The organism is Blautia sp. Marseille-P2398, assembly GCF_964240315.1.
Taxonomy (GTDB): domain Bacteria; phylum Bacillota; class Clostridia; order Lachnospirales; family Lachnospiraceae; genus Blautia_A; species Blautia_A wexlerae.
The window spans coordinates 178,136-203,517 of record NZ_CAXSTD010000002.1; the positions used below are offsets into that span (position 1 = coordinate 178,136).

Here is a 25,382-nt window from a genome sequence, read left to right on the forward strand (position 1 = left end):
ATCATCCTATTGGATGTCCTGGATGTTTTTGTGTCCTTCAAGATATTTTTAATGTCAGAAATGACATGTTTTAACCAAAAATAAAATATCACCATACTGATATTCTGTAAGCGATGAATAATCACCCGGTCACGACTTCCTGGGAACCTTAAATATTCAGGTTCCCACGTTCTTCAGGTCTTACTTTTTCGATATCTATGATCCCGGTACATCTTTCTTTTATAAAGTCACTCCATGGCAGCAGCTGTTTTATGCCTGCGGGCTCATTTTTATAGTCCGGCATATACAGCAGCAAGGTGTAGAGATAATGATAGATGTTCAGGTTATTGGCTTTCGCTGTTTCTATGAGACTCAATACAATGGCACTTGCCGTTGCTCCATCAGCAGTATCATGAAACAGAAAGTTTTTACGCCCCGTCACATAGGTTTTTGCCCGACGTTCCGCTGCATTATTAGAGATCTCGCATCTTCCATCCAGTAGATAATTCATAAGGGTCTCTTTATGATTAAAGGCATAGTTTACCGCTTTTTCAAGCTTACTCCCGCCAGCAGGCTCCAGGGTTTCCAACCATGTCCAGAATTCATTCCAGATGGCAGGTTCTGTTTCCTGGCGTTTCTGTTTTCGTTCTTCCTGTGGAAGTTCTTTGTAGAGACGTTCCATATAGAAAAGACGGTTACAGAATGCAACTCCTTTTTCGGCAGGGAGCAGGGAACTGTCTTCTGCAGTTCCCTGCGGAGGTTCTGCAAGTTCCTGTTCAGAATTAATGTCCAGAAGTTTCAGCTTTTTCTGACGTGCTTTTGGGACTGCTTCAAAGAACTTACGCCTGCAGTGGGCAAGACAGCAGACCAGGACAACATCTTCGATCCTGCCGTATGCACTATACCCATCACACTGGAGCATCCCAGTGAAACCATGGAGAAATTCTATCGGATAATCCCCGCTCCGTCCGGGTCTGTAATCATACAGGATGATCGGTGGTTTTCCATCAGTCCCGCTCAGGTAGATCCACATATAGGATTTTGAAGTGGCAGTTTTTCCCTCTTCATGAAGCACCTGACAGGGTACCTCGTCTGCATGGAGGATCTCTCTTGCCAGCAGTTCCTGATGCATTACTTCATAGACTGGAGAGAGATATTCCAATGAACAGTAATTGTACCAGTGCGCTGCAGTTTCTCTTGGGACAGGCACCCCTTTTTCCATCCAGTCTTTTGACTGACGGTAAAAGGGAAGGTGCAGAAAGCTTTTCTGGTACATGACCATTGCCACCATATCCGGCGATGCGGGACTATGGGCAAGAAGCGGTGTCGGTGTTTTTGCCTCTACGATCATTGTTTCATCCTCCTGCCGACATACAGGACACATAAGGGTTTCCTGCATGTAATGGACCCTTACCACTTTTGCCGGAGTGATACGCAGTTCTTCCCGGACAAACTTATACCCCAGGTGTTCCATCGGGGAACCACAGTCCGGACAGATCCTTTCTTCCGGGGGAACATCGCAGGAGATCTCTTTTATGGGAAGGGCCTCATACAGATCTGCACGAACAGACTTTTTTCTTCTGGTCCGTGTATGTTCTTTTACAACGGTCACCGTTTCTTCCTCCTGGATTCCTTCCTCCTGATCAGGACGCCTGGTCTTTTCGCTGGATGTTCCAAAGATCTTCCTTTTCAGTTCATCTATCGTCTCGTTCAGGTTCGCAATAGTGCTGCGGAGCTCTTTTATGGTAGCTCTGAGATCCACAATGGTCTGTTCCTGTTCTTTATTCGTGTTTAATAAAAGCTGGATCATATCTTCTGTATCATGAGGCATGGCATTTCCGTCCTTTGTTTTCTTATCCCTATTATAAAAGAAGTACGGGGATATGGCAAACAGACGGGACAGATGGTACTGTCAATCTGACGGTACCTCAGTTGTGGATATCTTTCCTAAAAAAATGAAAGATATGCCTGTATGCTCATTCTTTTAGGAAAGATATCCACCTGCTGTTTTAAAACAGATGTTTTTTTGAGTCTCATCCACATCGCATTCGAAAGGAAAAAAGAAAGCAGTGGATAAGTGTCTGGCGGCTGCCTGCTGTCACGGATATAGAAAATTTAAAATTCTCTGTTTTGCACAAAGGATCAGAAATCTTTTTTTCTGCCTGTGCCTTTGATTGCTTTGGGCTGATCGATGGAAAGACCTTCCATAAGCCACCGGAATTCCTGACGCGTCAAAAGACGGGCTTCCGAAGCATTCCGCGGCCACTGGAACCTGCCGTTTCCGTCAAGCCTTTTCTGGAGCAGCACAAAACCATCCTTATCAAAATGGAGTGCCTTAAGTTTACGGCTATCCCTTCCACAGAAAAGATAAACTGCATTTGCATACGGATCGAGTTCATAAGTATCGCGTATGATAGCCATAAGCCCGTCGAAACTTTTTCGCATATCTGTACGTCCGGTGATAACGAAGATCTTAGACACACCGGACAGATCACCTAACATAAATCCTGCAGCGCTGATAACATATGAAATATGGTCTCACGGTCTGCTGCGTTGGTGATCTCAATCTGGAAACTGTGATAAGTGATCTTTATAACAGAGTCTGGAATGGTATCCGTTTTGAGCTGCACTGAGGATGGGCAGACTGCCGGTTCCTCAAAAGAAAGCGGTACAACTTCCTGTTTTCCTGAGAAAGAAGAATGGACTGGTTCCGGTATCTCACAGGCTTTTTGTCGAAGTCTTCGTATCTGGTAATAAAAGTTGCTTGTATGGATATGATGTTCCTGACACCAGCATTTATCAGAAAGACCACTGGACCGGCATTCCTGGATCAGATCCAACCATTCTTTATCTGTACGTCTTGGATTTTTTTTAGGCATAAAAATTCAACTCCTGTTTTTTATTTGGAGTGAGATTAGCACAGGTACCAGAAGAACTGAAGTGAAATGGTCCTAAGTGCAAAAAACTGGAAAAGTTATAGAGATACCACTCCTTAGAGGGATTATCTCATAAATTTTGGATACTGAAAAACCGGTGGATTATTCATCGCTTACGATATTCTGTTTTCAAGGTACAGTTGTCCAATAAGTTTGAACCGTCTTCATTATAAACAGGGATGTTTGTGTGCAGAAGTGACTATGCTGGACAAAAATTCTTGTGAATTGCCAATTCAGATTTTATGATAGGAAACGATAATTTTCCCAATATGAAATTTGACGAAGTTAACTATATAGGTGAATATCTTGACAGATGCTGTCGCCTTTTTCTTTTCGGGCAAATAAAAAAATGGCCTGACGCCATTTTTTTATGCTTACGCTGCATGTGGATTTAATTGTTTCAGGTTAGCTTTCAAACTTTCCAGGCTGTTAAGCAGAAACTTCGTTTCCGCTTCGCTGCATCCTTCAAAGATAGCAAGATACTGTTTGATATTATTTTCATTGGAATCCTTTACCGCCAGGTTAATGTAGTCATTTCCTTCTACATTCAATGCCTGCAGAATACTTATGTATGTTTTCATTCCTACCCTGCGTAAACCGGCTTCTACTTTACTGATATGTGAAACAGATAATCCAGTAATTTCAGCCAACTGCTCTTGTGTATATCCACTTTTTTCTCTCAAATACTTTAGATTTGCAGATATAATTTGAAAATCGTCGTACATTTTATCACTCCCAAACTAATGTACCTTGAGTATAGATTTGTTTTCGTGTTATTAGAATGGACTGTTTGGGAAAATATTTTTCTTACTTTCCGTTTCAGAATTTTCGACAAATTATAGCTAATGTTATCACTATTTTCTGCAAGAATACTTTTATATATAAAATAAAAGTTTTTTACATCTACATCAATTATCTAAATATGCTTCTTCCTTGTAGCTATATATTAGTAATTTTATAATAGTACTTTCGTCTAATTGGATATTTACAATGATTAAATAGACAAAGACAAATGTAAGTCTTTTCATCATATCCCATACTATTTTGATTTTATAAGGCAATTAAAATAGTAAATTAATCGTTATATGGTATTCCAAACGTCGGTGTCTCAGATTGAACTGGGATATGCACATGGATTGTTTAGGATAAAATTTATCCCACTTTATACTATTAATATATATCACCAGTACTGTAATTTCTAATAAGATTCTGCGAATCAAACACAAGGATTATGCTGTTTCCATTTTACCGGACAGTAGAACACGGAAGCTGGGTTACTCAGTTCCTATTAACTCCCTACATGATTATCGGATATTCCCTTTTATTACCGGCTTATGTCACCTAGTGAGGATGAAAACTTATTTTAAAAACAATACATATTTGCCGTAGATATAGACCTTAAAAGGAAATGTCCATACCATACCTTTTAAGGTCGAATCCTTCTATATCTGTCCAGTTTATTATAACCTATCCAATATTTATTTTATTCTGTACATTTTGTTCATAAATAGTGTCAATTATTATTGTTTCTTACCTTTGATTTTTACAGTACACTTTTCCCCAAATCCTTGTCATCACAAATACCATAAAGGATTGCGCTAACTTCATACATTTCACCAAAATCTTGAACCTCAACAATCCCATTAAATTTTTCAACAATTTGCTTAACACTGTTGAGTCCAATCCCATGATTCAAATAGCCCTTTTTCTTTCGTCTACTTCCCCGTATTTTGCTGTTTTTAATATTAATTATTAATATGTGCTCTTCATATTTTACTGACACATTAATCCAACGTTTTTTCCTATCTACCCCTTGGTTCGCTTCAATCGCATTATCCAAGAGATTGCCAAATAGTACTCCCATATCGCCATAGTCAATATTCATATATTTAGGCACAAAAATATTGCTTTCTATCTTAATATCTGCTACCTGAGCGGCACTATATTTTATATTTAATACGGAATTTAAAATACAATTATCCGTATATAAATTTTTCTTACTGTCTTCTAATTCACCTATTATTTCTTTAATTTTGGTACGTATTAATTCATTATCATCCTCTATTCCATATATCCCAATCAATTTATTTTTTAAATCATGCCGTATTTTTCTCAAATACTGACTACTTTTATCAACTTCACTGTAATATGCTTCTTTTAACTTTGCTTCTTGTATTATCATTTCCTTTTCATAGATTGAAGCATATATTGTATTCATTTTTTTAAAAACACTAAATATTAATATATTAATAAAGAGAACTATAAATATAATACTCGTACACAATAACCACTCTTCAGGTATATCATATAGCCATATAACTCGAACAACAATGCAGCAACTTATAATTCCCAATATATGAATCAGGCACAAAAACACATTGATTTTCAATGGTAAGTCAATAAGATTTCCCTTCCAATAATTTTTAATGATTATTACAGTAAATAATCTTATCAATTCGCATAGCATTACAGAAATAAAATAGTTTACTGACTCCGATAGGTTCGGAAAAATCTCCGAAAAGGAATCCAGCAATAGTACGCCAATTGGCTCCGTAATAAAACCTAACCCTAAATAAAGCATAGGCAAAAACAGATAATACGTTCGTGGCAACATAAAATTAGTACAATATAGATATATTAAAAACATACTACATATTAGGTTTGCTATTGGATATCCAATAGCATTTACAATACTAAGTACAAAAGCACTTGCTACTAATGTAGTTATTGAAAAAAAAGTATTCCTTTTTCTTTCTTTTGAAAAGCAATAATAATACTTATCTACTATATAAAAGTCAAATAAATTCATAATAAAAGTTAGTATAAGCATCTTTATCCCTTCTCCTTAATAAATCTCAAATGCCTTTTCTTAACCTCTTGACAATATTTTTTACTAACAAAAAGTTTGTCTCCAGTTTTTAGAATCAACTCATCTCTTACAATTTCTCGCACATAAAATAAATTCACAATACAAGAAGGATAAATTGCTACAAATGCTCCAGAATCAAGCTGCTTCCATATTTCATTTAAAGTCATATTAAAAATATATTCTTTATCCTTAGAATATAAATATGCTCTTCTGCCGGATTTCTCTATGTAATATATTTCTTCAAAGGGAATAGAAAAACTATTTTTTCTGTAGCTAAAAACAAATACTCCTTTTGTAATATTAAAATATCGCTTTATTTTTTTTATTAAATTTTCAAATTCAGAATATTCTAGCGGCTTACGCAAAAAATCAAATGTGATGACCTCAAATACACTAAACACATATTGAGAGTAATTAGTTAAAAAGATAATGAGACAGTTGGAATCCTTTTCTCTTATCTTCTGTGCCAGTTCTAAACCATTCATCCCCTGCATTTCAATATCTAAGATAAAAACATCATAGACTGTCCCTTGTTCTTCTACATACCTATACAAGGTATCCGCACTATTATAAATATCATATTTAATTGTTGCATCATTGAGTTTACCGAAATACTTCCCCAGAGTTTTCAGTATTATTGCATCATCGTCACAAATAGCTATTTCTAACATAAGTCATCTCCTCTCTGGTATTACTATACAGATAATAAATTTAATAAAACTTTATGTCAAGAAATTTATTTAAATTGGGGTGAGTATTCCGTTTCAAACGGAATATCCATTGGGGAAGCCTCTAAATCGGAAAGGCTATCCGGTTCCCGAATAGCCTTATTTATGTATTATGAAACACATCTAAATTAGATTACTTGCACTCAAATTACTCTCCTCTATGTGTCATAATACTATTGGTTTTATTTTGTTTTTTTACTAGGGTTAGGGTGTGACATCAATCTGAGACCACACTACAAGTACTAATGCATATGCATATGCAACGGCAATTTCTGTCTGCCAAACCAGTCCCGCCGGCTGTACATTTGGATCTGTACCATTTCCATTTCCATCTAAAGTATTTACTACAGGTGCTTCATATGTGTTTTCTCCCATATATTATATCTCCTTTCGTTCAAGTAATCTATTTAAAAAATTCGAGGAGTCGCTCAGATAAGACGTTCACATCGTCCTCAATTAAATCAATGTATACATCGCCGTTCTTAAACTCAACTGGCATATCATTGCTTTCTATATCCATTTCTCTTATACAAATAACTTTCTCTGCTAGTTTTTTGACAATCTCTAATTGCCACATTTTGTATAAACCATTTTCCCAATATTCTGTAAAGGAATGTTTTTTCAGATTTCCTAAGATGATAGGCAAGTATGGGTCAACAATTAGTTCCCCATTAGACCTAACAATAGCATTCGTCAACATTAAATCTTTTTGCCGGAAACGTATTAAATGGTCAATCGGGTCTCCCCAGTCAATCTGGGGGTCCTTTCCTTCCATATTCATTTTTCTAATTTCCATAACCAAATCCCTATATTGGTCATTTGTCGCTTCAATTGCTTTGACATTCTGGCTTGCTCTTCCCATAATCATCAGCGGCTGTACCCGTAAACTAGTCCCAGAAATACCTACTGTGTGAAGATAGTCCCGTACTGCCCTAAGCTCACTAATATTAAAACTCGTTGGTGTAAAAGCAACTGCAGTATCTACTCCGTGTTTTACCAAAGCTTCAATTGCCCTGGTTGCTTTTTCATAAACACCTTTTTTATTTCGAATTCGGTCATGAGATTCTGCTTTTATACCATCTAAACTAATCTGTATTCTAGTTACTCCCGCATTTATAAGCTCTTCAATTACTTCATCAGTCATTAAAATCCCATTCGACACCATTGCTACATTTTCACACCCATAAGTTCGTAGCCTCTTTGCAGCTTCTACAATCAATTCTTTACGTAAAAGAGGTTCTCCACCACAAAAGCAGAAATTTAATAATTTTATACTCTTAAACTCATCTATAAAATCTAAGACTTCCTGATCCGTAAGTTCGTTTTGGGACGCCAGATTTTCACCACTACTATTATAGCAATGTAAACACCTCAAGTTACATTTGTTTGTAATATCAAAACTAATCTGATGCGGCCCCACAATCAAGTCTCTTAACATGCCTTTGAACCCTCCTTCTCATAAAAGAAACAGTAATTGCAAACGTTTCCTCCCTGAAATTCCCCCAAGGAAATATTTTCTTTTATAAAACCATGCGTCTGCAAATTTTCAATAAATTCTGCTTTAGCGTCACAATCCTTTTCAGGTAATTGAACTTTAATTTTAACCATTGCCCGGTTGCAGGTACCGCCTGAGTACTCAACAATTCCAGTTAATAAAGACTCTTCGTATCCTGCCTGTGCAATTAAAAGTCCTAAAGAGCATACTGTACTGTCTAAGTTTGTAGTATATTTCAAAGTAGCAATCCCCTTAATTTCCCCGTTTTCTCGAACAGCAAAAAAGTCTTCTGTAAAATTAAATAAGACATCTCTTATAAACAACTCATCATAATATGGTTCGAATCGACTCATAACATTTAAAAATCGGACATTCTTACTATTTGCTTTGATAAATGTAATAATCTCTCTAATATCTCCCTCATCTAACAATTCAAATTCTTTGTTTCCTTCAAATGCTACACATAATTTTTTCATAAATGGGTTCCTCTCTTTCCACTCAATTAATTGAAATCTTGATAAAACACTTAAATTTTTTACAACATCATTAGCTATTACTTGCCTTTGTATGTCCGGATACATATCACTAATTATTCTTATAATCTGTTCAACCGTATTGCTCCCGTTACATTTCTTTAAAATATTTTGCGTAGTCCTATTCAAAAACAATTCCTGTAATCGTGGAAGATTCGTACTCCTTACGCTAATATACCCCTCCTTCTCTTCTCTACGAAAACTAAAGTTTTTTTGCTCAAAAATCGGTCTTTGCTTCATAATGTTTGTCCTAAGTCGAGCTGTCATTTTAAAGTCATACATACTCAATTCCTCCGTCTTATGCATTTTTAGATAAATTTATAATATGATCCACTTTATCAGTGATTTTATCATCATGTGTTACAATAAATATGATACTATTTCGTTTTATTGTATTCAGATAATTGTATAGTTGTTCTCTGGAATCAGTATCTAATGCTGATGCAGGTTCATCTAAAATTAGAACTTCTGAATCCTTTAATAAAATCCTTAATAGGGATAATTTTTGTTTTTCTCCTCCTGAAAGATTCATAGCATTTTCATTTATAATAGTTTCTAATCCATTCGGCAATTTTTTCAAAAACACATCTAACCCCAATAATTTTGTAATGTCTATAAATTTCTGACTACCGCTTTTGTCTTCGCCACCCAAAAACATATTATCTTTTATAGACTCTTCAAGTAATATCGGTTCCTGTTCTAAGATTCCATAGCTTGTTCTTCTCATTTTTCCAAGGTCACATTTAACAATTGGGACTCCATTTATAAATATAGGTGCTTCCGGTATCCAGTACATCCCTGTTATAATGTTCATTAACGTACTTTTTCCAGCTCCATTTTCGCCAGTAATCCCGTATATGTTTCCACGTCGAAATTTATATGAGAAATTTTTTAATATTACTCGTTTATCTAAAACGAAATCCAAATTATTCACTTCAATTGTTTGAATATGTTTAATTACTTTCTTACCGTATTTTTCTTCTTCAATGCTCATTACATTGATAAGCCGTCCCAACGAAACTTGCATTTCTTGTATAGATTTCCCTAAACCAAAGAAATATCGTATTGCACCTAGAATCATACTAAAGTAAGTCGAAATAATGGTAAATTCTCCTATAGTTAGGATTCCTTCCATTACACGGATTCCTCCCAAAAAGAAAAGCGTTATTTGTGCTATAGTCATAATTATTTTATCTAAACTTGTAAAAAGGAAACCAATTTTCTGGACACGCATTCCAGCTTTATATAAGCAAACATATGATTTTTTCATTAGCCCATCAAAAAATCGGTCAACACAATTCATCTGAATATATTTTATATAGCCTAACTGCTTATATAATGTACTAAAATATTTTGTTTCTTTTTCTCTTGCTTCCTGGTTACAATGCTTAAGAGGCTTTTTAAATATGATATAGGTACCTGAATATACCAAAAGCATACAAACCAAAATAATTCCAATATCCAAGCTAAAATGCAACAATGCAATCAATGAAAGAATCATGGTAATAATATTTGTCAAGATATTTTGTAACGTCTGTAATGAAAAGCTAGTGACAATCCCCGTATCATAATTTAACTTTTGCGTTATAGAAGCTGTTGTTTGTTTTTGTAATGTCAGTATTGAAATTTTCCTTATATGATGGAGGAAATCCATATTTATTTCATAATTCATTTTAATTCGTAATCGTGCAAAAATCTGACTTATAATATAGTTACATGCAATAGACCCAAAACTCATAGTTGCAAATACTACGCAATATTTTACCAATTGTTCTCGTTGCTCTATATGTAATAAAACATCAATGAAGTTGCCTGATATATATGGTGCAATTAGCGATAGTATAGAACACAATATGCAAAGTAACATATAAATAGCAAATACACCAAAATTTCTTTTTATATATTTACTCAAAAAGCGCCCTGCCTGTTTCATGTTATCCCCTTTTCCGTGATTTTCTCGACTGCATGGTCATTGTAGCAAAAAATCTGCTCTTTTTTATTGTACTGTCACAATTTGTCATTTAACTGCAATGGGGTATTTAACCAATATGGTGTTAAATTCTTTTGTTACAGATATGTCGCTTTTTGTTACACTTTACTTTTTTTCTTCCTAAAATATTATATAATTGGATGTATTCCAAATTAATAAAGGGGAATCAAATGAATATCTTTTTTTATTACCATAGTAATCCTCCATGATTACTGCACTTGCTATCTTCTTTATAGGTCATTCATGGAATATAATTTAAGAACTTAATACATAGAAAGGACAAAACTATGATTAGAAAATTATTAAAAAATCTTTTAGGAAATGATTTTACAGAAAGCAATGAGCGATATGCAAAAATTAACTTTACAATTATTTTTTTAATGTTTATTATTTCAGCGATTATGCTGCTATTCCTCCCCGAACAATTACCGATTATCCACGAAGGGGCTAAGACTTATAATGTACCAAGTATCCTTGGTGTCTGGCTTTTCCCCGTTCTTGCTTTAGTCATCAATCTTTCTTTTATAAAGCAAAAAAGACTTTCACCTATAAATTCAATTGCATTTGGTATTATCGCCATAATAATGACTGTTTTTTATATCAACGCACTTTAATATTTGGAGGCTAGTCCATGAATGACCTGTTAAAAAAAATTCTTTATTTCAAAAAAGAAGGTTCGCTATTAATTATATTATTATATTGTATTTTAAGTTTTTACTTATGTTACTTATTCTGGTACGTTGTAGAGCGACTTCAACTAATAAATCATCTTAATATTAGTTCTCCTCTTTTCTCATTTATAGTAAGTCTGCCTATTGGTACACTTATGCTTATTTATAAAATCATTGATTCTATGTTTTATAATAAACGAATCAAAGATATTTTAACCATGCCTATAAATAGAAAGCATTTATTCAAAATATACCTTTCAGAAATAAATGTTCCTTTTATTGAGTTGGAAACTCTACTTTTTATAACATTAGGCCTATATACACCTGACCTTCTATCTGTAGTAAAATATTACTTATCTTCCATTACTTTAATATTCTTATTCTCTTTAAGCCTTTGTTGCTTATTATTGATAATACTAAAAATTTGTCACACTACGCATAGCGGATATATCATGATTTTTTTTCAATATGGTGGTTTTTTAACAACACTTCTACTTTTCAAAAATTTACTAACCTATTTACTATTTTTTCAAAGAACCGCCTCAGTTACTTTATTTCTTTCTATAGTTCAAGCGCCACTTTTTCTACCTGCTGTTTTTATAGGAAGTATTGTTTTAGCTATAATTACTTTTATTTTATTTGATCATATTTTTTTTCAAAACATCTATAAGATAATTGATTTTGAGTATAATAAGCTCTTCTACTCCAAAAAAGAATTATTTTACATAAGGACACCTTATTTCTTTTTAGAAAAGAAACGATGTTTCGCTAATAAAGATATATTGTTCTATGCCGTCCTAAAAAATATAATATTAATTATTTTGCTTTATAAGTTTATTACAACTAGATATTCTCTCGATACAACCTTAGTTAATATGATAATTGTTATTATTTTGTGCTCAATTAATCCTTTTTCGGTCACTGCATATTCAAGCGATCCTTATATCAATCAGCTTGTTTTAACAACACCAATCGACTCATATAAAATTTTTCAGAGTAAAGTACGAATGAGTTTTTTTCTTAATTCTACAATTGTTCTAATTTTTATATTATTAAATTTTTTTATTATACATACAAAAAAGGATATTTTTTTTCTAGTTCTATATGGACTTGTCAATAATTATCTTTGTTCCTTCATCGGAGTTATTTTTGATTGTTTAATGCCCGACTATACAAAGAATAAAACAGAATTATTACATGGAAATTCAAATAAATTTTTATCACTAATAGTTATGACTTTGAAAACTATTTTTGAAATTTATATCATTAATCAATTAGATTGTAAGAAATATTTATTACCAATAGTTAGCTTCATAGATATAATCCTATTAATATTAATATTAATACTAATATACACAAAAAAATCTAGGAGGAATACTCGTGATTAAAATAGAAAATTTATCTAAGACCTATGAAAAGAAAAATATATTTCATGCCCTTTCCTTAACACTATATGATACCCAAATTTACGCTTTAGTTGGAGTAAATGGAATCGGAAAAACAACTTTCTTAAACTCAATCACTCAGTCTGCCTTTCGGACTAATGGAAATGTTCTTATAGATTCTATACCAAATTCCGCTTTTGAAAGTAAATATCATTTTTTTTTCATTCCCGACCATAAAGATATGTTCTTAAATCTTTCTGGAAACGAATATTTAAGCTTTATAATTAATATCTATAAGTGTGACTTTACTGCTGCCAGTACTGCAGCTCATAAGATAACCTCTCTTCTTAAAATATCTGCGGACTTAAACAAACCTCTTTCTTCCTATTCGTTAGGTATGAAGCAAAAGATATATCTTACTGGTGCTTTGATTTCTGGTGCTACAAATTTAATACTTGATGAACCTTTTAATGGTCTTGATCCAGAAAGCTGTATCGTTATAAAAAATCTCTTAAAGGATTATTGCTACTGCAAGCATAATATGATATTATTTTCAGTACACAATTTAGACCTTGTTTCTAATTTCAGTGATACTATTATTTTAATCAATAAAGACCGTCAACTATTATCATTAAAGAACACTCAGAATATCTCAGAATTAGAAGATTACTTCTTTAAGCATTGTGTCATCTAACTTCATATATATTCTAAAATGTTTTTCGAAGCAAAACAAAAGAGGGTGTCGTAAAATCAATGTCAATAAGTTAAGCCTACGGATATTGATTTAAGCCTCACGGATTAAATGACCAAAAGTAGTTTTAAGCTTTTGGTCATTTTTTTGCACAACAAATAAAACAGATATAAGCTCTGTTTTTCGAATGCTATTTTGTATTATTTATGCTATTCTATATAAGAAGCTGTTTGCTTGAGTTAGGACGGACTTTTCGTGGAGCCTTTCGTCCTTCTCTGATTGGAAGAATATTCTTCCGAATGAGTGCTACTAAATCTGATGGGTGTATTCTGTCTCTGAAATATTCCCGGCAAATAAAAACAGCTACAGTGAAGTTGGTCTGATAAGTATATTTCCTGTTTTTCTGTTGAATTGCAATAGTTGTGATAATCCGTTCACAAAAGTTGTAGATTGTTAGTCGAGCGAATATTTCCTGCAGGATATACTCCACCTTTTTTGCGTGAAAATTGGTTAATCCTATTGTATATTTTAGTTCTCGAAAAGATCGTTCAATCCCCCATACAGAGCATTTAAATGAAGTTGGTTATATCCTTTCTCATGCCGTTCCAAAGAATTATGCCGCCTATAGGTATCCTTATCATCAGGAGTGTAAGCAATAGCCAGATCAGATTTATCGCAAGCAAGCAGACGAAATCCACGATAAGTTTCCAGCGATGAAAAAGAATCATTGAAAGAATGAAATAAGAAATCCATTGTCTCAGGCAACAATTTCTGACGTTGCTGGCAAAAGGCGGGAACCGAAGCCATATCCGGAGAAAAATCCCAGAAATCGAACCATTCTTTCCGAATGGTATTCCCGCCCATAGATAAGAGAAACTGAATGGTATCTGAGAAAGAAATTTTTTCGTTTTCTGGAAAAATCTTTTCCAGTCTCTACAAATAGGTGAGATACAGATTGCATCTGTGAGATAACAGAAAGCAACTGATTCTTTAGATCAATAGGTGAATTATTTTTCATCGGAAAGTCTCCTTAAATAAATGTATATTTAAGTGGCTTCGCCGCAAATTTCGAGTGATTTGTCAAGCTTTTTTTGAATTATTACAAAAAAGAGCAGGTCATACATTGTATAATCTGCTCTTGAAAATGTTACTTTAACTTATTGATATTGATTTTGCAACGCCCCCTTTTATTTTGCTTCATAGCTATATAGCAAAAGTTCTATTATAGCTTATTTTCTTTGTACATGCATAAATTAACTTAATTCTTTTTTCAATTCTATTTATCTCTTCTTCACTTATAAGCGGATTCGTACTATAGAAAATGTCCGTATCATATCTCCATGACGGATTATCGTAAATATCCGATTCAACATTTATGCCATATTTTTTACGCTCCCACCATATATCAGATGGTAATAGCATAAACCAATTTACCCGGCACAGTATACCGAATCTATTAACAATATATTCCACAGTATCTAATGTTTTTTCTATCGTACCAAAATCTTCCCATGGAAAACCAATAATGAACGACAAATTGGCAACACTAGATAATCCTTTTTCTTCTATAATTCTTAACCCTTTGTATAGCTGCGCTATTGTCAGGCCCTTTTTTATTTTTTTTAATCCCTCATCATACCCACATTCTACACCGATTTGCATCTGAGAAATAAGATTTCTCTGAAATCCCTCTAAAAACTCTCCTGATAAAATATTTGATATTCTTGCTTCTATAAAATACTTCATTTCTTCTCCATAACATTTATGTAACGCATCCAAAATTTTAATAGCTCTTTTTGGGTGCATTGAAAAACAGTCATCTACAAATAAAATATTTCCGCCTCGCATAATATTTTTCATATGTCTTTTAGCATGTTTAACCCTTTCAATTACCTGAATTTCACAAAGCCCTCTCCAGTTATGCCTATGAGGTATAGAGCAAAAAGAGCAGCTAAACTGGCACCCTCTTGATGATTCAACCGGCATTTCTACATACGGATTATCAATCGGCAATAATTCATAATCCGGAAGGGGTAATGCCTCTAAATCTTCGATTGTCATAGCACCTCTGTCTGGATTCCTTATGATATTCTTTCCACTTTTATAGGTAATCCCTTTTATTGTATCTAAAGGAGCAACATTCTTAAGTGTTGCTACGAGCTCACACCAGGTCAATTCTCCTTCCCCTCTCATAATAATATCCGCTTTTGTAGTTAAGAGTGAATATTCATCAAAAACGCTTACATGAAGTCCTCCTAAAACTACAGTAGTATTTTTTTTCCAACTAATTTGATTTACAACCGTCTTAGTTATTCCCCAATTGAAAGTATTCACAGAGAATCCAACAATATCATATCCTTCTTCCAAACATTCCTCAATCAAAGTAACACATGTTGTTTCTGCATTTTCTTTTTCATCTAGATAAACAAATTCACACGGATCAATAATTGAGACTTCATATCCTTGGCATTTTAAAACACTACTTAACGAATACAAAGCAAGCGGTAAAACTTCTGTTGCTTCAAGTTTCATATCTTTGTTTTTTTCCGGTAAACTAATCAATAATATATTCATATTCCCTCCTGGTCTATAAGAAAGAGGAATCACCAGATTCCTCTTTTATCCCTTTACAGATATTTTTTTATTATTTCTGCCTTATCAGTTTTCTCCCACGGAAAACCACAGTTCCCTCTACCAAAATGTCCATATGCTGCCGTTTTTTTGTATATTGGTTGCCGCAGATTCAGCATCTCAATAATACCAGTAGGTTGTAATTCAAAATTTTCTCTTATAATCTCGATAATCCTATTATTAGATACTTTACCAGTTCCAAAGGTTTCAACACCTACTGACATAGGGGCAGCTACTCCAATTGCATAAGATAGTTGGACTTCACATTTATCAGCTAATCCAGCCGCTACTATATTTTTAGCAATATACCTAGCTACATATGCTGCGGAACGGTCTACCTTTGTACAGTCTTTGCCAGAAAAGGCACCTCCACCATGACGTGCGTAGCCACCATAAGTATCGACAATAATCTTGCGCCCTGTTAGACCACTGTCCCCATGCGGTCCGCCGACAACGAAGCGTCCCGTTGGATTAACATAAAATTTCGTGTCTTCATCAACCATTTTTGTATCAAGAACAACATCAAAAACATATTTTTTAATATCGCTGAAAATTTTATCTTGTGAAATGTCTGAATTATGCTGTGTAGATAACACTACATTTTCCAATCTTACCGGAATATCGTTCTCATCATACTCTACGGTAACCTGTGTCTTTCCATCCGGGCGCAAATAGTTTAAAATCCCCTGCTTCCGTACTTCTGACAAGCGATATGCCAATTTATGAGCTAATGTAATTGGATAAGGCATAAGTTCTTCGGTTTCATTTGTGGCGTAACCATACATCATGCCTTGGTCTCCTGCTCCCGTTCCATTTTCTCGTCTTCAGATAGTCCATTTTCTTTTACTTCTAGTGCCTGCTCAACCCCCATTGCAATATCAGGAGACTGTTCATCTAACGCAGTAACCACAGCACAAGTATTCCCGTCAAATCCCAATGTCGAATCTGTATAACCTATTTCTTTTATCGTATTTCTAACGACTCCTGGAATATCAATATATGCTGTTGTTGTGATTTCCCCCATAACCAGAACTAAACCAGTTGTGACACATGTTTCACAAGCGACTCTACTATTAGGGTCTTTTTTTATTAACTCATCCAGAATTGCATCTGAAATTTGATCGCATATCTTATCTGGATGCCCTTCAGTCACTGACTCAGCAGTATAAAATCTTTTTTCCATAATTCTACTTCTCATTTTCAATCTTTCTCCTTCCGTTTTTTATACAACTTATATAAAAAGTATATCAAAAAGAATATTCATTTCATGATAGTTGTAATAGATTGCCATTTATCTGTCACATCCTATTCACCAAGGACTATATATAGTGCTGATTATATAATGATTTCCTTTAAAATGAATATCATTATATAAAGCATTGGAGTGATTTATTATTACTGCACAAAAACTTGTTGTTAAAAGAATTAATGAACTATGCAAAGAACATAATCTCAATTATTATGCATTAGCTTATAAGGCCGCTATTCCTAAAAGTACCTTATTAAATATAATACATGGCACTAATCCAACAATAGAAACCATCCAAAAAATATGTGGTGGCTTTGATATTAGCCTTGGTACCTTCTTTAACACAGATTATTTTTACGAAATTTATGATGATGAATGAAATGGAGAAATATTACAATGTTGCATATTGCTTTGTGTGATGATAACCCTGCTTCTATTGAAATCTTAGAAAAATACTTTGACATATTAAACGATTCAACAATTGATTACGACGTCTACTTTAGTGCCGAAGAATTATATAGATATAAACTTAATAATGAATTGACCTATGACATTTATATCCTTGATATCGAGATGCAGGGCATGAATGGTTTAGAACTAGCTAAAACGATTCGCACGAACGAGCCAAATGCTCTTATCATTTTTCTAACAAGCTATTCAGAATATGTCTTTGATGTGTTCGAAGTTATTACTTTTGATTTTTTATTAAAACCAATTACTTTTAAACGTTTCCAGAAAGTTTTACAAAAAGCTTCCACATATCTTAATATGAATAAAAAATTATTTTCATTTAGTTATTGTAAAAAGAATTTTAGCATTCCTTGTTCAGAAATTATGTACATTGATAAATCTGGGCGAAAAGCATTTTTACATACTCCTAAATCTACCTATACTCTTAACATGACACTTAGCAATATTCTAACACATGTAGATCCAAACCTTTTTGGAAAAATTCGTTCTTCTTGCATCGTAAATCTGGAATATGTCCAAGAGGTTGTCCGTGATGAACTTCTCCTAAAAAATGGTGAATCACTATTTGTAAGTAGGAATTATAGACATACCATTAAAAGTCAACACCTCAATTTTATTAGAAATCACTTTTAATATTAAGGATAGTTCCTTTTCATTACAGATAAGTGACTTTTTATTACATGTTTTAGAACATGTATATTCTTTCTGGTATGATAGCTTATATCATATAAACAAATGGAGGATTACCTAATATGAAACATTTAAAAAAATTGGCAACTACACTTAATAAAAATTGCCTATCATTTATAGCTACCTTAGCTTTATTTGTTACCTATAATGGGGTGAATACAGCCTGTTGGTTTGTTATGAACCAGGATGAATTGCCAAAAGGCTCCAAAAAACTGAGAAACTTTTAGATGAATGCATTATCTACGGTCATCATAAATAAATTACTAAAAGATAATCTTATAACAAAACAGAATCAAGACCTATACCTATATGGATTAAATGGCTTTATACTTTTGTTTGTGAATTTATTAACATCCCTTTTATTAGGCTACTTTACAAATCATTTGCTGGAAATAATTATGTTTTTAATTCTTTTCATTCCCTTGAGAAGTAATGCCGGCGGATTTCATACCAAGAAAAAGCTAACTTGTTACTGTTTTTCAAATTTGATGCTTTTGGCAATTGTTTATATTCCTAACTTAATAATTTCAAAAACCGCTTACGGGATAATAGCTATACTATTTGTTTTGAGTAATCTACTAATACTTTGTTTAGCTCCTATTCCGAATTTCAACCGCATTTTCGACCCTAGCGAAAAAATCGTTTTTAAAAGAAGAACACATTACGTTCTACTAATCGAATTTTGTTTTGTTATATTCACTTCTTTTTTTAATTTTGACTATTGGTCGAAATTATATATGTTAGTTCCAATAGTGGTTGCATTTTTACTGATAATTGGTTTTCTAACTAATAAAATGCGTCATTTATTTTGAAATTTAAAAATATAGTCTATATAATAATTATTTAAACTGGTTTCCATAAAATCCTCTGGCGGATATTATGGAAAAGTATATTTCTCGTAAAGACAATTCCTAACAGGGAATGTTCATCCTATAGTACTAAACATTCCCTGTTCCTATTTAAATTATCACTTCAAAACTAATCTGTCTAACATATTCAATTCGCCAAGAGAATTCAGCGTTGTTTATTTATTTCCGCATTTTTCATCTGCTTCCTGTGTCTGGACGGGCAATTCCACTCTTGCTTTTTATCACTTGTTATTCCATCCATAAACACTTTTGGCTTTGAAGCAATAACACCTCCTATCGTTCAGTTTTCCCCTGAATCCGTAAGGAAATAGAAAACTTTCATTCTGTAGATCTCCAGTTCCTAATCAATCGTCTGTGAACCGAACTGATGTTCCGACAAAAATGTAAGATAATGATAACATTCAAGCAACATTCACGTTGTTGACTTTGACCAGCTCTACCGTGGTATAAGCCATGGTGCTTGCTTCAACTCCAGCAGGAATATCCAGAATAACCCGCCTTTTCTTCCAACTACAAATGGACGGATGCTGTTCTCGGCGGCTTATCCTTATATGAAGATAATATATAATTATCAATAAAAAATACACTGAACTCAAAATACTTAACAAGGGGGATGATACTATCAATAATTGCTCATATTCTTTATTCATTTGTTTTGCTGCTGAAGACAGATATAGTATTGTAGAACCTCTAGTATATCATCTTAAAAATTATGGTATCAAAACCTGGTATGATCGTGATAAATTGTTAATGGGGGATAATCGCGAAGAGATAAACCTTGAGAAAGGTGTTTGGAAGTGTAACTACGCTCTTGTTGTTATTAGTAAATTTACTGTGGATTCTGTATGTGCAATGGAGGAACTTTCTATAATAGAATCGAAGTATAGACAAGGGAAAATCATTGTCTTTCCAGTGGTATATGAATTATCACCAAATGATATTCCGGACAGGTTGTGTTGGATTAAAGAACTTATCTTTAAAGAAGTGGATAGACATTCCGGTACTCGTGAAGTATGCAGTCATATCGTATGCAAAATTACGGGAAACATCTTGAATAATTGCATTCATCAAAAAGTGCGAGATATTATCTCCACATCTCAAGAAATTCTGCCATCTGGGGTGTATGACATCATCCGTAGTTATTTACAAATTGATCATGCAAATCTTAACAGCAGAATCTCTTTACTTTATGCAGCATACTTGGTTATTACTGATACAAAAAGAATAAATGCAAACTCTATCACAAATATGGTTTCTTGTGTTTTTGACAGATTATTTTCTGAGACACGCCTCAACCTTCCTGTAGATTACAGAGAATTATGGCTATTAGAAAATTCACTCTGTATATTAATTGATTTTTACATAGATTCTTGCACAGAATCAAGAATATGAATAATAATCTGTGAAAGGAATTCGGGTGATTGAACCGAAGTAAGTAAATCAATTCTACCTTCTAAATAAGGATATCGAGTCAGTTCACCCTTTACCTTTTCCCATATAATTTCAGAAACCATTCCCGGATATGCTATAGGAATAATGGTTTTGTGCTGTTCACATGCAATTTCAAATTCTTCCATGACACCGCTTTTTGTAGCTGAAGAATTTTCGCTCATTTCGCCAAACACAAAAATTGCTGTTCCACATTGACCAATTACTTTTTTTCTTGACCGGTATTTTTCTTCAGCCGCAGCTTGTGTATTACCGACAAATGGTTTTACAATAAGATGTTTTTCTATATCTTTAACACCTTGTTTTGCCAAGTATTCATTTGCATAACCAATAAGGTGTGTGCCAAACCTTCGCCCGATTCCATTAACTATCCGGTAATCATTTTCAAGAAGTGATGATGCCAAATTTCGTGATAAATTATGCGAATATTCTTCGATTTCTGATGTGAAAGAACTGAAAGCTCCTGAAACAAATACACGTTTACTTCGTATCCTTGAATTTAATTCATTTAAAATAATTTGTATCTCTTTATAATCATCGACTAAAAGAACACGAATATGATAACGTTGTTCAATATCTTCAACAAAATGTTTGAAGTACGGATCTTTTGGATTATTTTTCATAATTGTATAGTGATATGTTGCTGAGTATCCCAAATATCTTGTGATTTCGCTCAAGCAATCCAATACCAGATGATCTGTAAAACTATAACCGATGAAAAGAAATGTGCTTGATATAAGCTCACGTTTAAAAAACATCAGCATAATGCGATGTGTGTCCGCATATTTCTCATAATCGCTTTGTGTAGCCACGATACCCTCTAAGTTTGTTACATCACCGTTCATTTTAAATATATTGATTCGTTTATTAATATCAATATTTGAAAAATCCGAATCTCTAAACACCTTATTTGTTAAGATATCACGCTTTTGATAATTAAGTTCAATAGCATTATCAAAGTTAGTAGTCCATACGTTTGTAAAACCAATATCTATAAGTTCCTCAAGTAATTGACTTTCAAAATTATTTCTATTTATGCGTTCATTAATTCTTTTTCTAAGTTCTCCCGGTCCAAAACTATTTGAGTAATACTGAGCTAGTCGGTAATAATCTGTGGATTCATTAATAGGGGTTCCTAAGTCTCTTGCAAATGGTGCAAACAAGTCTGCCCAATTGGGGTAGCCTGCATCACATGAACCACCAGCACCTAAAAAAAGAGAAATCCTTTCATCAAGGGCTTGCTTAACGAATTGTTTGAGAAACTGTTCTTTGTCTATTGGCATATTCTTTGTCTCCGTTAATTTCCATAAGATATTTCAAGTGTTTCTATATCGGATAATTATATATTATCTGATACTTATTATAACAGATTATCCCATATTTTTCCATAGTAACAAATACGGTGATAACAAATCGTTCACCTTATAATGATTTTTCTGTCCAATTCCATTATAACCTTTTGTATATTCCTCTCTGGTCAAAAATTTTGTACAACAAAAAAACCACTCACATTTTGACCGGTCAATAAGAACTGTATGAATACTAAAGAATTATGCTGCTCCTGCTATTTTCATATTATTTCGGGGATGCATCTCACGGAGTATTTCCGCCTGTTTTTTTGCAGCCACATGAATATATATTTGTGTTGTTTTTATAGAGCTGTGTCCCAAAATCTGCTGCACACAACTTACATCCACGCCTTCTTCAATCAGATACGTTGCAAATGAGTGTCTAAACATATGCGGAGTAATATTTCGTTCAATCCCTGCCTGCTTAGTATATTTTTTCAGCATTAACCGGATTGATTGTTCAGTATATCTGTTTCCCCTATTATTTACAAAAAAGTATCCGCTTTCTTTAATCTCAGTTCGATTCTCCACAAAATATTTTTTCATCATGGCCAGAAGAGATGAATTGCTAATCTGAACATATCTTTCTTTCCCACCCTTACCCATTATTCTGATCAAACCGGAATTCAAATCAATGCTATCTTCTCGAATATTTGATATTTCATATACCCTGGCACCCGTTGCAAAAAGCATTTCCACAACCACCACGTCTCTCAAACGATATTTGTAAACTGAATTATCGTTTTCATCCAAGCGATTATACATAAAATTTAAAAGCTGTTCAATTTCTTCCCGAGGAATAATTCTTGGAAGAGTAACATTCTCTTTAAATTTTACTTTTATTCTTCTAAACGGATTATCATTGATGATTTCTTCCTCTTCCAGATAATTGTAATACGCCTTTAACGTTGCAATTTTTCTTTTTACAGTCTTCTGCTTATACTTCTTATGAAGTTCTGTAATATATTCCTCAATTTTTTCTTTATCCGGTTCGTCACAGGAAACAAAATTAAAGTATTGTTTTAGATCGATCCGATATGCCTTGAGTGTTTTTTCATCAAGTTCTTTCCTAAATTTGCAATATTCTAAATATCCAGCCAGTTTGTTTTTAAGCTTCATTTTAAATATCCTCCATTTTGATACTGATAAGTACCATACTATCGTTTTCGCCAATATTTTCCAATATAGACCACCATATAAAAAATAAAGCCTTGCAATATTGACATTTTTCATAATCAATATTACAAGACTATCTAAAATCATTCTTTAAAATCCTGTACGTCTGAAGTAATACTTCTCATATTCAGATATCCTCTTTGGTGATAATTTTCTGATAGAATTCCGTTATCACTTCAAAATTATTCGTTTTATTCTTTATCGGCAATGAATCCCATATAATCTGCTTATACGGTGCCCTGGATTCTTCTCCTACCCGGCTGTCAATGATAGAAACAATCCCTTTATCCGTCTGATTCCGGATCAGCCGGCCAATCCCCTGCTTTAGTTTTATCACCATCTCCGGTACCAGGACTTCCATTAAATGCTTATCACCGCTTAAACTACATTTATAGTCTATAATCGGTTCCGGCACCGGGAACGGAAGTTTGAAAATAATCACACTGGATAAAGCCATTCCCTCTACACTGATTCCTTCCCAATAAGAACCGGTTCCCAAAAGGACCGAATTGATATTACTCTTGAATTTATCCAGCACTTCTTTCTGAGAATCCCCTTCCTTCTGCATCATAAGCTGATAAGGAACCTTGCCCTGCAGGAGCTGAAAGACTTCTCTCATATCTGTTTTAGCTGTAAATAAGATCAATGTCTTTCCTTCTGTGAGGCGAAGAAGCCGTATAATCTCCTGAACGCCTGCAGCTATGAACTGTTCCCGCTGCCTGCTTGGATGTGGCATATTTTCTGTGTAATAAATCATAGCATGTTCGTCATAGGCAAATGGAGACTGTTTAGGCTCTGATACGATTCCCTTTTTGTATGGAAACTTTATGTTGTTTATAAAATATCTGTAATTCATAAGGTAATTATCGCTGTTTCCACTGGTAATAGTGGCAGAGGTCAGAATTGTAGTAAAATCCTCACTCTGAAATAACAAACGGCTTGTCAGTTTATCTACTTCCTTTGGGCAGCTTGACAGACATATATTCTCTCGGCTTTTTCCTTTTGTAGTCATCCAGAAAATATCCTCACTGTCTTCTGCTTTTAAGGATTTGAAGAACCTTTCCTGTTCCTCCAATGCTTCAATTTCTCTGGAATAGTCCCGGTTTCTGGAATAATCATCAAGACCAAAATCCATAGATATATAAAAATTGATATCATGTATACATCCGCAGAACTTCTCCAATGCACGAAGTTTCTTTGGTTCTACGGAATATCGTTCAATTTCTCTTCCTTCTTTTTCCGCATATGCATCCTGTTTCCGGATTTGTTCCTGCAAAGCTGTAAAAACTTCATTGAGCAGTTTGTGATATTCCCGCAGCTTATTATCTAATGGTTCCCCTATACTGCGGTTAATCTGTCTGGCTGCATCCGCCTCTTGAAACATTTTTCTATAATTCATATCCTGGGTGTATGAAGAACGTACCCTGCTTTCCAGATTATGTGCTTCATCAATAACAACAAATTCAAACTGATGTGGGAACAGTTCTTTGGAATCCGTCAGCCGTTTTCGCATATTCACAGCAAGGAGATCCTGGTTGCAGAGTATAATCCCATATTCAATCGGAAGACGCTGCCGCAAATTATGATAATAGCATTGTCCCCGGTAGCTGCATCTCTGTCTGCAATACATCGGATTATATTCTTTCACATTCATCTGATTCCATAAAAAATCCGATATGTCTGCATTCCAGTCGGACCTCTCGTGGCCATCTCTTTCAACATCTTCATAAATTTCTGAATATTTCTGCCTGGTTTTCTTATCCAGAAAAAATTCATCAAATCTCTTCTTACACAGAAAATGTGTCTGACCTTTAGCAATCGTTACCGTAGGATGATAGTCAATCATGTCCTCAATAATTTTGATATCTGAAGCCAACTGATCCTGTAAAGCTATCGTAGACGTTGCAATTAAAATAGGACAATGGTATTTCTGATGATAAAAAAGCAGAGGAACGATATAGGCAAATGATTTACCGATTCCCACCCCTGCTTCAATTGCAATATGCTTTTTCTTTTGCATAGCATCCACGATTTCACAGGACATTGTCCATTGCCCTTCACGATCCTCAAATCCCTGTTCCACCGCTGTATCCAGGAAAAAGGAAAACGTACGCTCTCCTATTTCCCGGAAACAATCAGCCCTATGCTTCTTGCTCTCTGTATTCGTAATTCCAAATAACCAGTTTTCGTTCAGCAATCCGTATCCTCCAATGCTTTTTTC

At 34.0% G+C, this 25,382-nt stretch carries 23 protein-coding genes and 1 pseudogene; 8 read left to right on the forward strand and 16 right to left on the reverse strand.

Annotation, left to right across the window (positions count from 1 at the left end; genetic code table 11):
* Nucleotides 1-148: 148 nt before the first annotated feature.
* From ACESZG_RS03505 to ACESZG_RS03550, 10 genes are all read right to left on the reverse strand, one after another.
* Complete coding sequence (locus ACESZG_RS03505) at nucleotides 149-1,810, reverse strand: IS66 family transposase (protein WP_055056075.1); 1,662 nt, start codon at nucleotides 1,808-1,810, stop codon at nucleotides 149-151.
* 311 nt (nucleotides 1,811-2,121) lie between these two features.
* Nucleotides 2,122-2,481: an IS66 family insertion sequence element accessory protein TnpB gene (tnpB, locus tag ACESZG_RS03510; protein ID WP_081019426.1), complete on the reverse strand. Its 360-nt coding sequence runs from the start codon at nucleotides 2,479-2,481 to the stop codon at nucleotides 2,122-2,124.
* Nucleotides 2,475-2,858, reverse strand: coding sequence for an IS66 family insertion sequence element accessory protein TnpB (locus tag ACESZG_RS03515; protein WP_161233677.1), 384 nt, complete (start codon nucleotides 2,856-2,858; stop codon nucleotides 2,475-2,477). Before ACESZG_RS03515 ends, tnpB begins: the two co-directional genes overlap by 7 nt.
* A 431-nt stretch (nucleotides 2,859-3,289) precedes the next feature.
* On the reverse strand, nucleotides 3,290-3,640 hold the full coding sequence (locus tag ACESZG_RS03520; protein ID WP_055058942.1) for a helix-turn-helix domain-containing protein: 351 nt from the start codon (nucleotides 3,638-3,640) through the stop codon (nucleotides 3,290-3,292).
* Nucleotides 3,641-4,458: 818 nt separating this feature from the next.
* The gene (locus ACESZG_RS03525) at nucleotides 4,459-5,745 is read right to left on the reverse strand and encodes a sensor histidine kinase (RefSeq protein WP_055058941.1); all 1,287 of its coding nucleotides are present in this window, start codon (nucleotides 5,743-5,745) and stop codon (nucleotides 4,459-4,461) included.
* Nucleotides 5,746-5,747: 2 nt separating this feature from the next.
* Nucleotides 5,748-6,455: a LytTR family DNA-binding domain-containing protein gene (locus tag ACESZG_RS03530; protein ID WP_055058940.1), complete on the reverse strand. Its 708-nt coding sequence runs from the start codon at nucleotides 6,453-6,455 to the stop codon at nucleotides 5,748-5,750.
* 261 nt (nucleotides 6,456-6,716) lie between these two features.
* Entirely contained in the window at nucleotides 6,717-6,887 is a 171-nt protein-coding gene (locus ACESZG_RS03535; RefSeq protein ID WP_155512398.1) for a hypothetical protein, read from the reverse strand.
* Between the two features lie 28 nt (nucleotides 6,888-6,915).
* Nucleotides 6,916-7,950 carry a radical SAM/SPASM domain-containing protein gene (locus ACESZG_RS03540; protein ID WP_055058939.1) on the reverse strand — a complete coding sequence of 345 codons (1,035 nt, stop codon included), beginning with the start codon at nucleotides 7,948-7,950 and terminating at the stop codon, nucleotides 6,916-6,918.
* Complete coding sequence (locus ACESZG_RS03545) at nucleotides 7,944-8,822, reverse strand: PqqD family peptide modification chaperone (RefSeq protein ID WP_055058938.1); 879 nt, start codon at nucleotides 8,820-8,822, stop codon at nucleotides 7,944-7,946. Before ACESZG_RS03545 ends, ACESZG_RS03540 begins: the two co-directional genes overlap by 7 nt.
* Before the next feature lie 16 nt (nucleotides 8,823-8,838).
* Nucleotides 8,839-10,473, reverse strand: coding sequence for an ABC transporter ATP-binding protein (locus tag ACESZG_RS03550; protein WP_055058937.1), 1,635 nt, complete (start codon nucleotides 10,471-10,473; stop codon nucleotides 8,839-8,841).
* Between the two features lie 344 nt (nucleotides 10,474-10,817).
* Here ACESZG_RS03550 and ACESZG_RS03555 point away from each other — a divergent pair, with 344 nt between their 5' ends.
* The 3 genes from ACESZG_RS03555 to ACESZG_RS03565 are packed head-to-tail and all read left to right on the forward strand — an operon-like array spanning nucleotide 10,818 to nucleotide 13,280.
* Nucleotides 10,818-11,144 (forward strand): hypothetical protein, encoded by a 327-nt coding sequence (locus ACESZG_RS03555; RefSeq protein ID WP_055058936.1) that lies wholly within the window; start codon nucleotides 10,818-10,820, stop codon nucleotides 11,142-11,144.
* Nucleotides 11,145-11,161: 17 nt separating this feature from the next.
* On the forward strand, nucleotides 11,162-12,589 hold the full coding sequence (locus ACESZG_RS03560) for a hypothetical protein (protein WP_055058935.1): 1,428 nt from the start codon (nucleotides 11,162-11,164) through the stop codon (nucleotides 12,587-12,589).
* Nucleotides 12,582-13,280, forward strand: coding sequence for an ATP-binding cassette domain-containing protein (locus ACESZG_RS03565; RefSeq protein ID WP_119243069.1), 699 nt, complete (start codon nucleotides 12,582-12,584; stop codon nucleotides 13,278-13,280). The genes ACESZG_RS03560 and ACESZG_RS03565 overlap by 8 nt, the downstream gene beginning before the upstream one ends.
* Nucleotides 13,281-13,805: 525 nt before the next feature.
* On the opposite strand, the gene ACESZG_RS03570 is transcribed toward ACESZG_RS03565, so the two are convergent.
* The 3 genes and pseudogenes from ACESZG_RS03570 to metK all read right to left on the reverse strand — a co-directional run bounded on the left by ACESZG_RS03570 (nucleotide 13,806) and on the right by metK (nucleotide 17,091).
* Complete coding sequence (locus tag ACESZG_RS03570) at nucleotides 13,806-14,141, reverse strand: hypothetical protein (RefSeq protein WP_155512404.1); 336 nt, start codon at nucleotides 14,139-14,141, stop codon at nucleotides 13,806-13,808.
* A gap of 339 nt (nucleotides 14,142-14,480) precedes the next feature.
* Nucleotides 14,481-15,851 carry a B12-binding domain-containing radical SAM protein gene (locus tag ACESZG_RS03575; protein ID WP_161234287.1) on the reverse strand — a complete coding sequence of 457 codons (1,371 nt, stop codon included), beginning with the start codon at nucleotides 15,849-15,851 and terminating at the stop codon, nucleotides 14,481-14,483.
* 53 nt (nucleotides 15,852-15,904) lie between these two features.
* Nucleotides 15,905-17,091: pseudogene (metK, locus tag ACESZG_RS03580) on the reverse strand (methionine adenosyltransferase).
* 241 nt (nucleotides 17,092-17,332) lie between these two features.
* On the opposite strand from metK, the gene ACESZG_RS03585 reads away from it, so the two are divergent.
* The 5 genes from ACESZG_RS03585 to ACESZG_RS03605 all read left to right on the forward strand — a co-directional run bounded on the left by ACESZG_RS03585 (nucleotide 17,333) and on the right by ACESZG_RS03605 (nucleotide 20,579).
* Nucleotides 17,333-17,536 carry a helix-turn-helix transcriptional regulator gene (locus ACESZG_RS03585; RefSeq protein ID WP_226852809.1) on the forward strand — a complete coding sequence of 68 codons (204 nt, stop codon included), beginning with the start codon at nucleotides 17,333-17,335 and terminating at the stop codon, nucleotides 17,534-17,536.
* A 17-nt stretch (nucleotides 17,537-17,553) separates the two neighbouring features.
* Nucleotides 17,554-18,261 carry a LytTR family DNA-binding domain-containing protein gene (locus ACESZG_RS03590; RefSeq protein ID WP_161234285.1) on the forward strand — a complete coding sequence of 236 codons (708 nt, stop codon included), beginning with the start codon at nucleotides 17,554-17,556 and terminating at the stop codon, nucleotides 18,259-18,261.
* A gap of 119 nt (nucleotides 18,262-18,380) precedes the next feature.
* Nucleotides 18,381-18,545 carry a cyclic lactone autoinducer peptide gene (locus tag ACESZG_RS03595; RefSeq protein WP_081026356.1) on the forward strand — a complete coding sequence of 55 codons (165 nt, stop codon included), beginning with the start codon at nucleotides 18,381-18,383 and terminating at the stop codon, nucleotides 18,543-18,545.
* On the forward strand, nucleotides 18,546-19,130 hold the full coding sequence (locus tag ACESZG_RS03600) for an accessory gene regulator B family protein (protein ID WP_055057352.1): 585 nt from the start codon (nucleotides 18,546-18,548) through the stop codon (nucleotides 19,128-19,130).
* Between the two features lie 705 nt (nucleotides 19,131-19,835).
* Nucleotides 19,836-20,579, forward strand: coding sequence for a toll/interleukin-1 receptor domain-containing protein (locus ACESZG_RS03605; protein WP_226840173.1), 744 nt, complete (start codon nucleotides 19,836-19,838; stop codon nucleotides 20,577-20,579).
* Here the strand turns inward: ACESZG_RS03605 and ACESZG_RS03610 are convergent.
* From ACESZG_RS03610 to ACESZG_RS03620, 3 genes are all read right to left on the reverse strand, one after another.
* A complete protein-coding gene (locus tag ACESZG_RS03610) occupies nucleotides 20,546-21,919 on the reverse strand; it encodes an SIR2 family protein (RefSeq protein ID WP_055057353.1) in 1,374 nt (457 codons plus the stop codon). The two genes, ACESZG_RS03605 and ACESZG_RS03610, sit on opposite strands and share 34 nt — an antisense overlap.
* Nucleotides 21,920-22,186: 267 nt before the next feature.
* Complete coding sequence (locus tag ACESZG_RS03615; RefSeq protein WP_055057354.1) at nucleotides 22,187-23,104, reverse strand: tyrosine-type recombinase/integrase; 918 nt, start codon at nucleotides 23,102-23,104, stop codon at nucleotides 22,187-22,189.
* A 184-nt stretch (nucleotides 23,105-23,288) separates the two neighbouring features.
* The gene (locus ACESZG_RS03620; protein WP_226840172.1) at nucleotides 23,289-25,358 is read right to left on the reverse strand and encodes an ATP-dependent DNA helicase; all 2,070 of its coding nucleotides are present in this window, start codon (nucleotides 25,356-25,358) and stop codon (nucleotides 23,289-23,291) included.
* Nucleotides 25,359-25,382 lie beyond the last annotated feature (24 nt).

Coding starts and splice junctions, on each gene's coding strand:
- ACESZG_RS03505 (WP_055056075.1), bottom strand. CDS start 1,810: ATGCCTCATGATACAGAAGATATGATCCAGCTTTTATTAAACACGAAT.
- tnpB (WP_081019426.1), bottom strand. CDS start 2,481: ATGTTAGGTGATCTGTCCGGTGTGTCTAAGATCTTCGTTATCACCGGA.
- ACESZG_RS03515 (WP_161233677.1), bottom strand. CDS start 2,858: ATGCCTAAAAAAAATCCAAGACGTACAGATAAAGAATGGTTGGATCTG.
- ACESZG_RS03520 (WP_055058942.1), bottom strand. CDS start 3,640: ATGTACGACGATTTTCAAATTATATCTGCAAATCTAAAGTATTTGAGA.
- ACESZG_RS03525 (WP_055058941.1), bottom strand. CDS start 5,745: ATGCTTATACTAACTTTTATTATGAATTTATTTGACTTTTATATAGTA.
- ACESZG_RS03530 (WP_055058940.1), bottom strand. CDS start 6,455: ATGTTAGAAATAGCTATTTGTGACGATGATGCAATAATACTGAAAACT.
- ACESZG_RS03535 (WP_155512398.1), bottom strand. CDS start 6,887: ATGGGAGAAAACACATATGAAGCACCTGTAGTAAATACTTTAGATGGA.
- ACESZG_RS03540 (WP_055058939.1), bottom strand. CDS start 7,950: ATGTTAAGAGACTTGATTGTGGGGCCGCATCAGATTAGTTTTGATATT.
- ACESZG_RS03545 (WP_055058938.1), bottom strand. CDS start 8,822: ATGTATGACTTTAAAATGACAGCTCGACTTAGGACAAACATTATGAAG.
- ACESZG_RS03550 (WP_055058937.1), bottom strand. CDS start 10,473: ATGAAACAGGCAGGGCGCTTTTTGAGTAAATATATAAAAAGAAATTTT.
- ACESZG_RS03555 (WP_055058936.1), top strand. CDS start 10,818: ATGATTAGAAAATTATTAAAAAATCTTTTAGGAAATGATTTTACAGAA.
- ACESZG_RS03560 (WP_055058935.1), top strand. CDS start 11,162: ATGAATGACCTGTTAAAAAAAATTCTTTATTTCAAAAAAGAAGGTTCG.
- ACESZG_RS03570 (WP_155512404.1), bottom strand. CDS start 14,141: ATGGGCGGGAATACCATTCGGAAAGAATGGTTCGATTTCTGGGATTTT.
- ACESZG_RS03575 (WP_161234287.1), bottom strand. CDS start 15,851: ATGAATATATTATTGATTAGTTTACCGGAAAAAAACAAAGATATGAAA.
- ACESZG_RS03590 (WP_161234285.1), top strand. CDS start 17,554: ATGTTGCATATTGCTTTGTGTGATGATAACCCTGCTTCTATTGAAATC.
- ACESZG_RS03595 (WP_081026356.1), top strand. CDS start 18,381: ATGAAACATTTAAAAAAATTGGCAACTACACTTAATAAAAATTGCCTA.
- ACESZG_RS03600 (WP_055057352.1), top strand. CDS start 18,546: ATGAATGCATTATCTACGGTCATCATAAATAAATTACTAAAAGATAAT.
- ACESZG_RS03610 (WP_055057353.1), bottom strand. CDS start 21,919: ATGCCAATAGACAAAGAACAGTTTCTCAAACAATTCGTTAAGCAAGCC.
- ACESZG_RS03615 (WP_055057354.1), bottom strand. CDS start 23,104: ATGAAGCTTAAAAACAAACTGGCTGGATATTTAGAATATTGCAAATTT.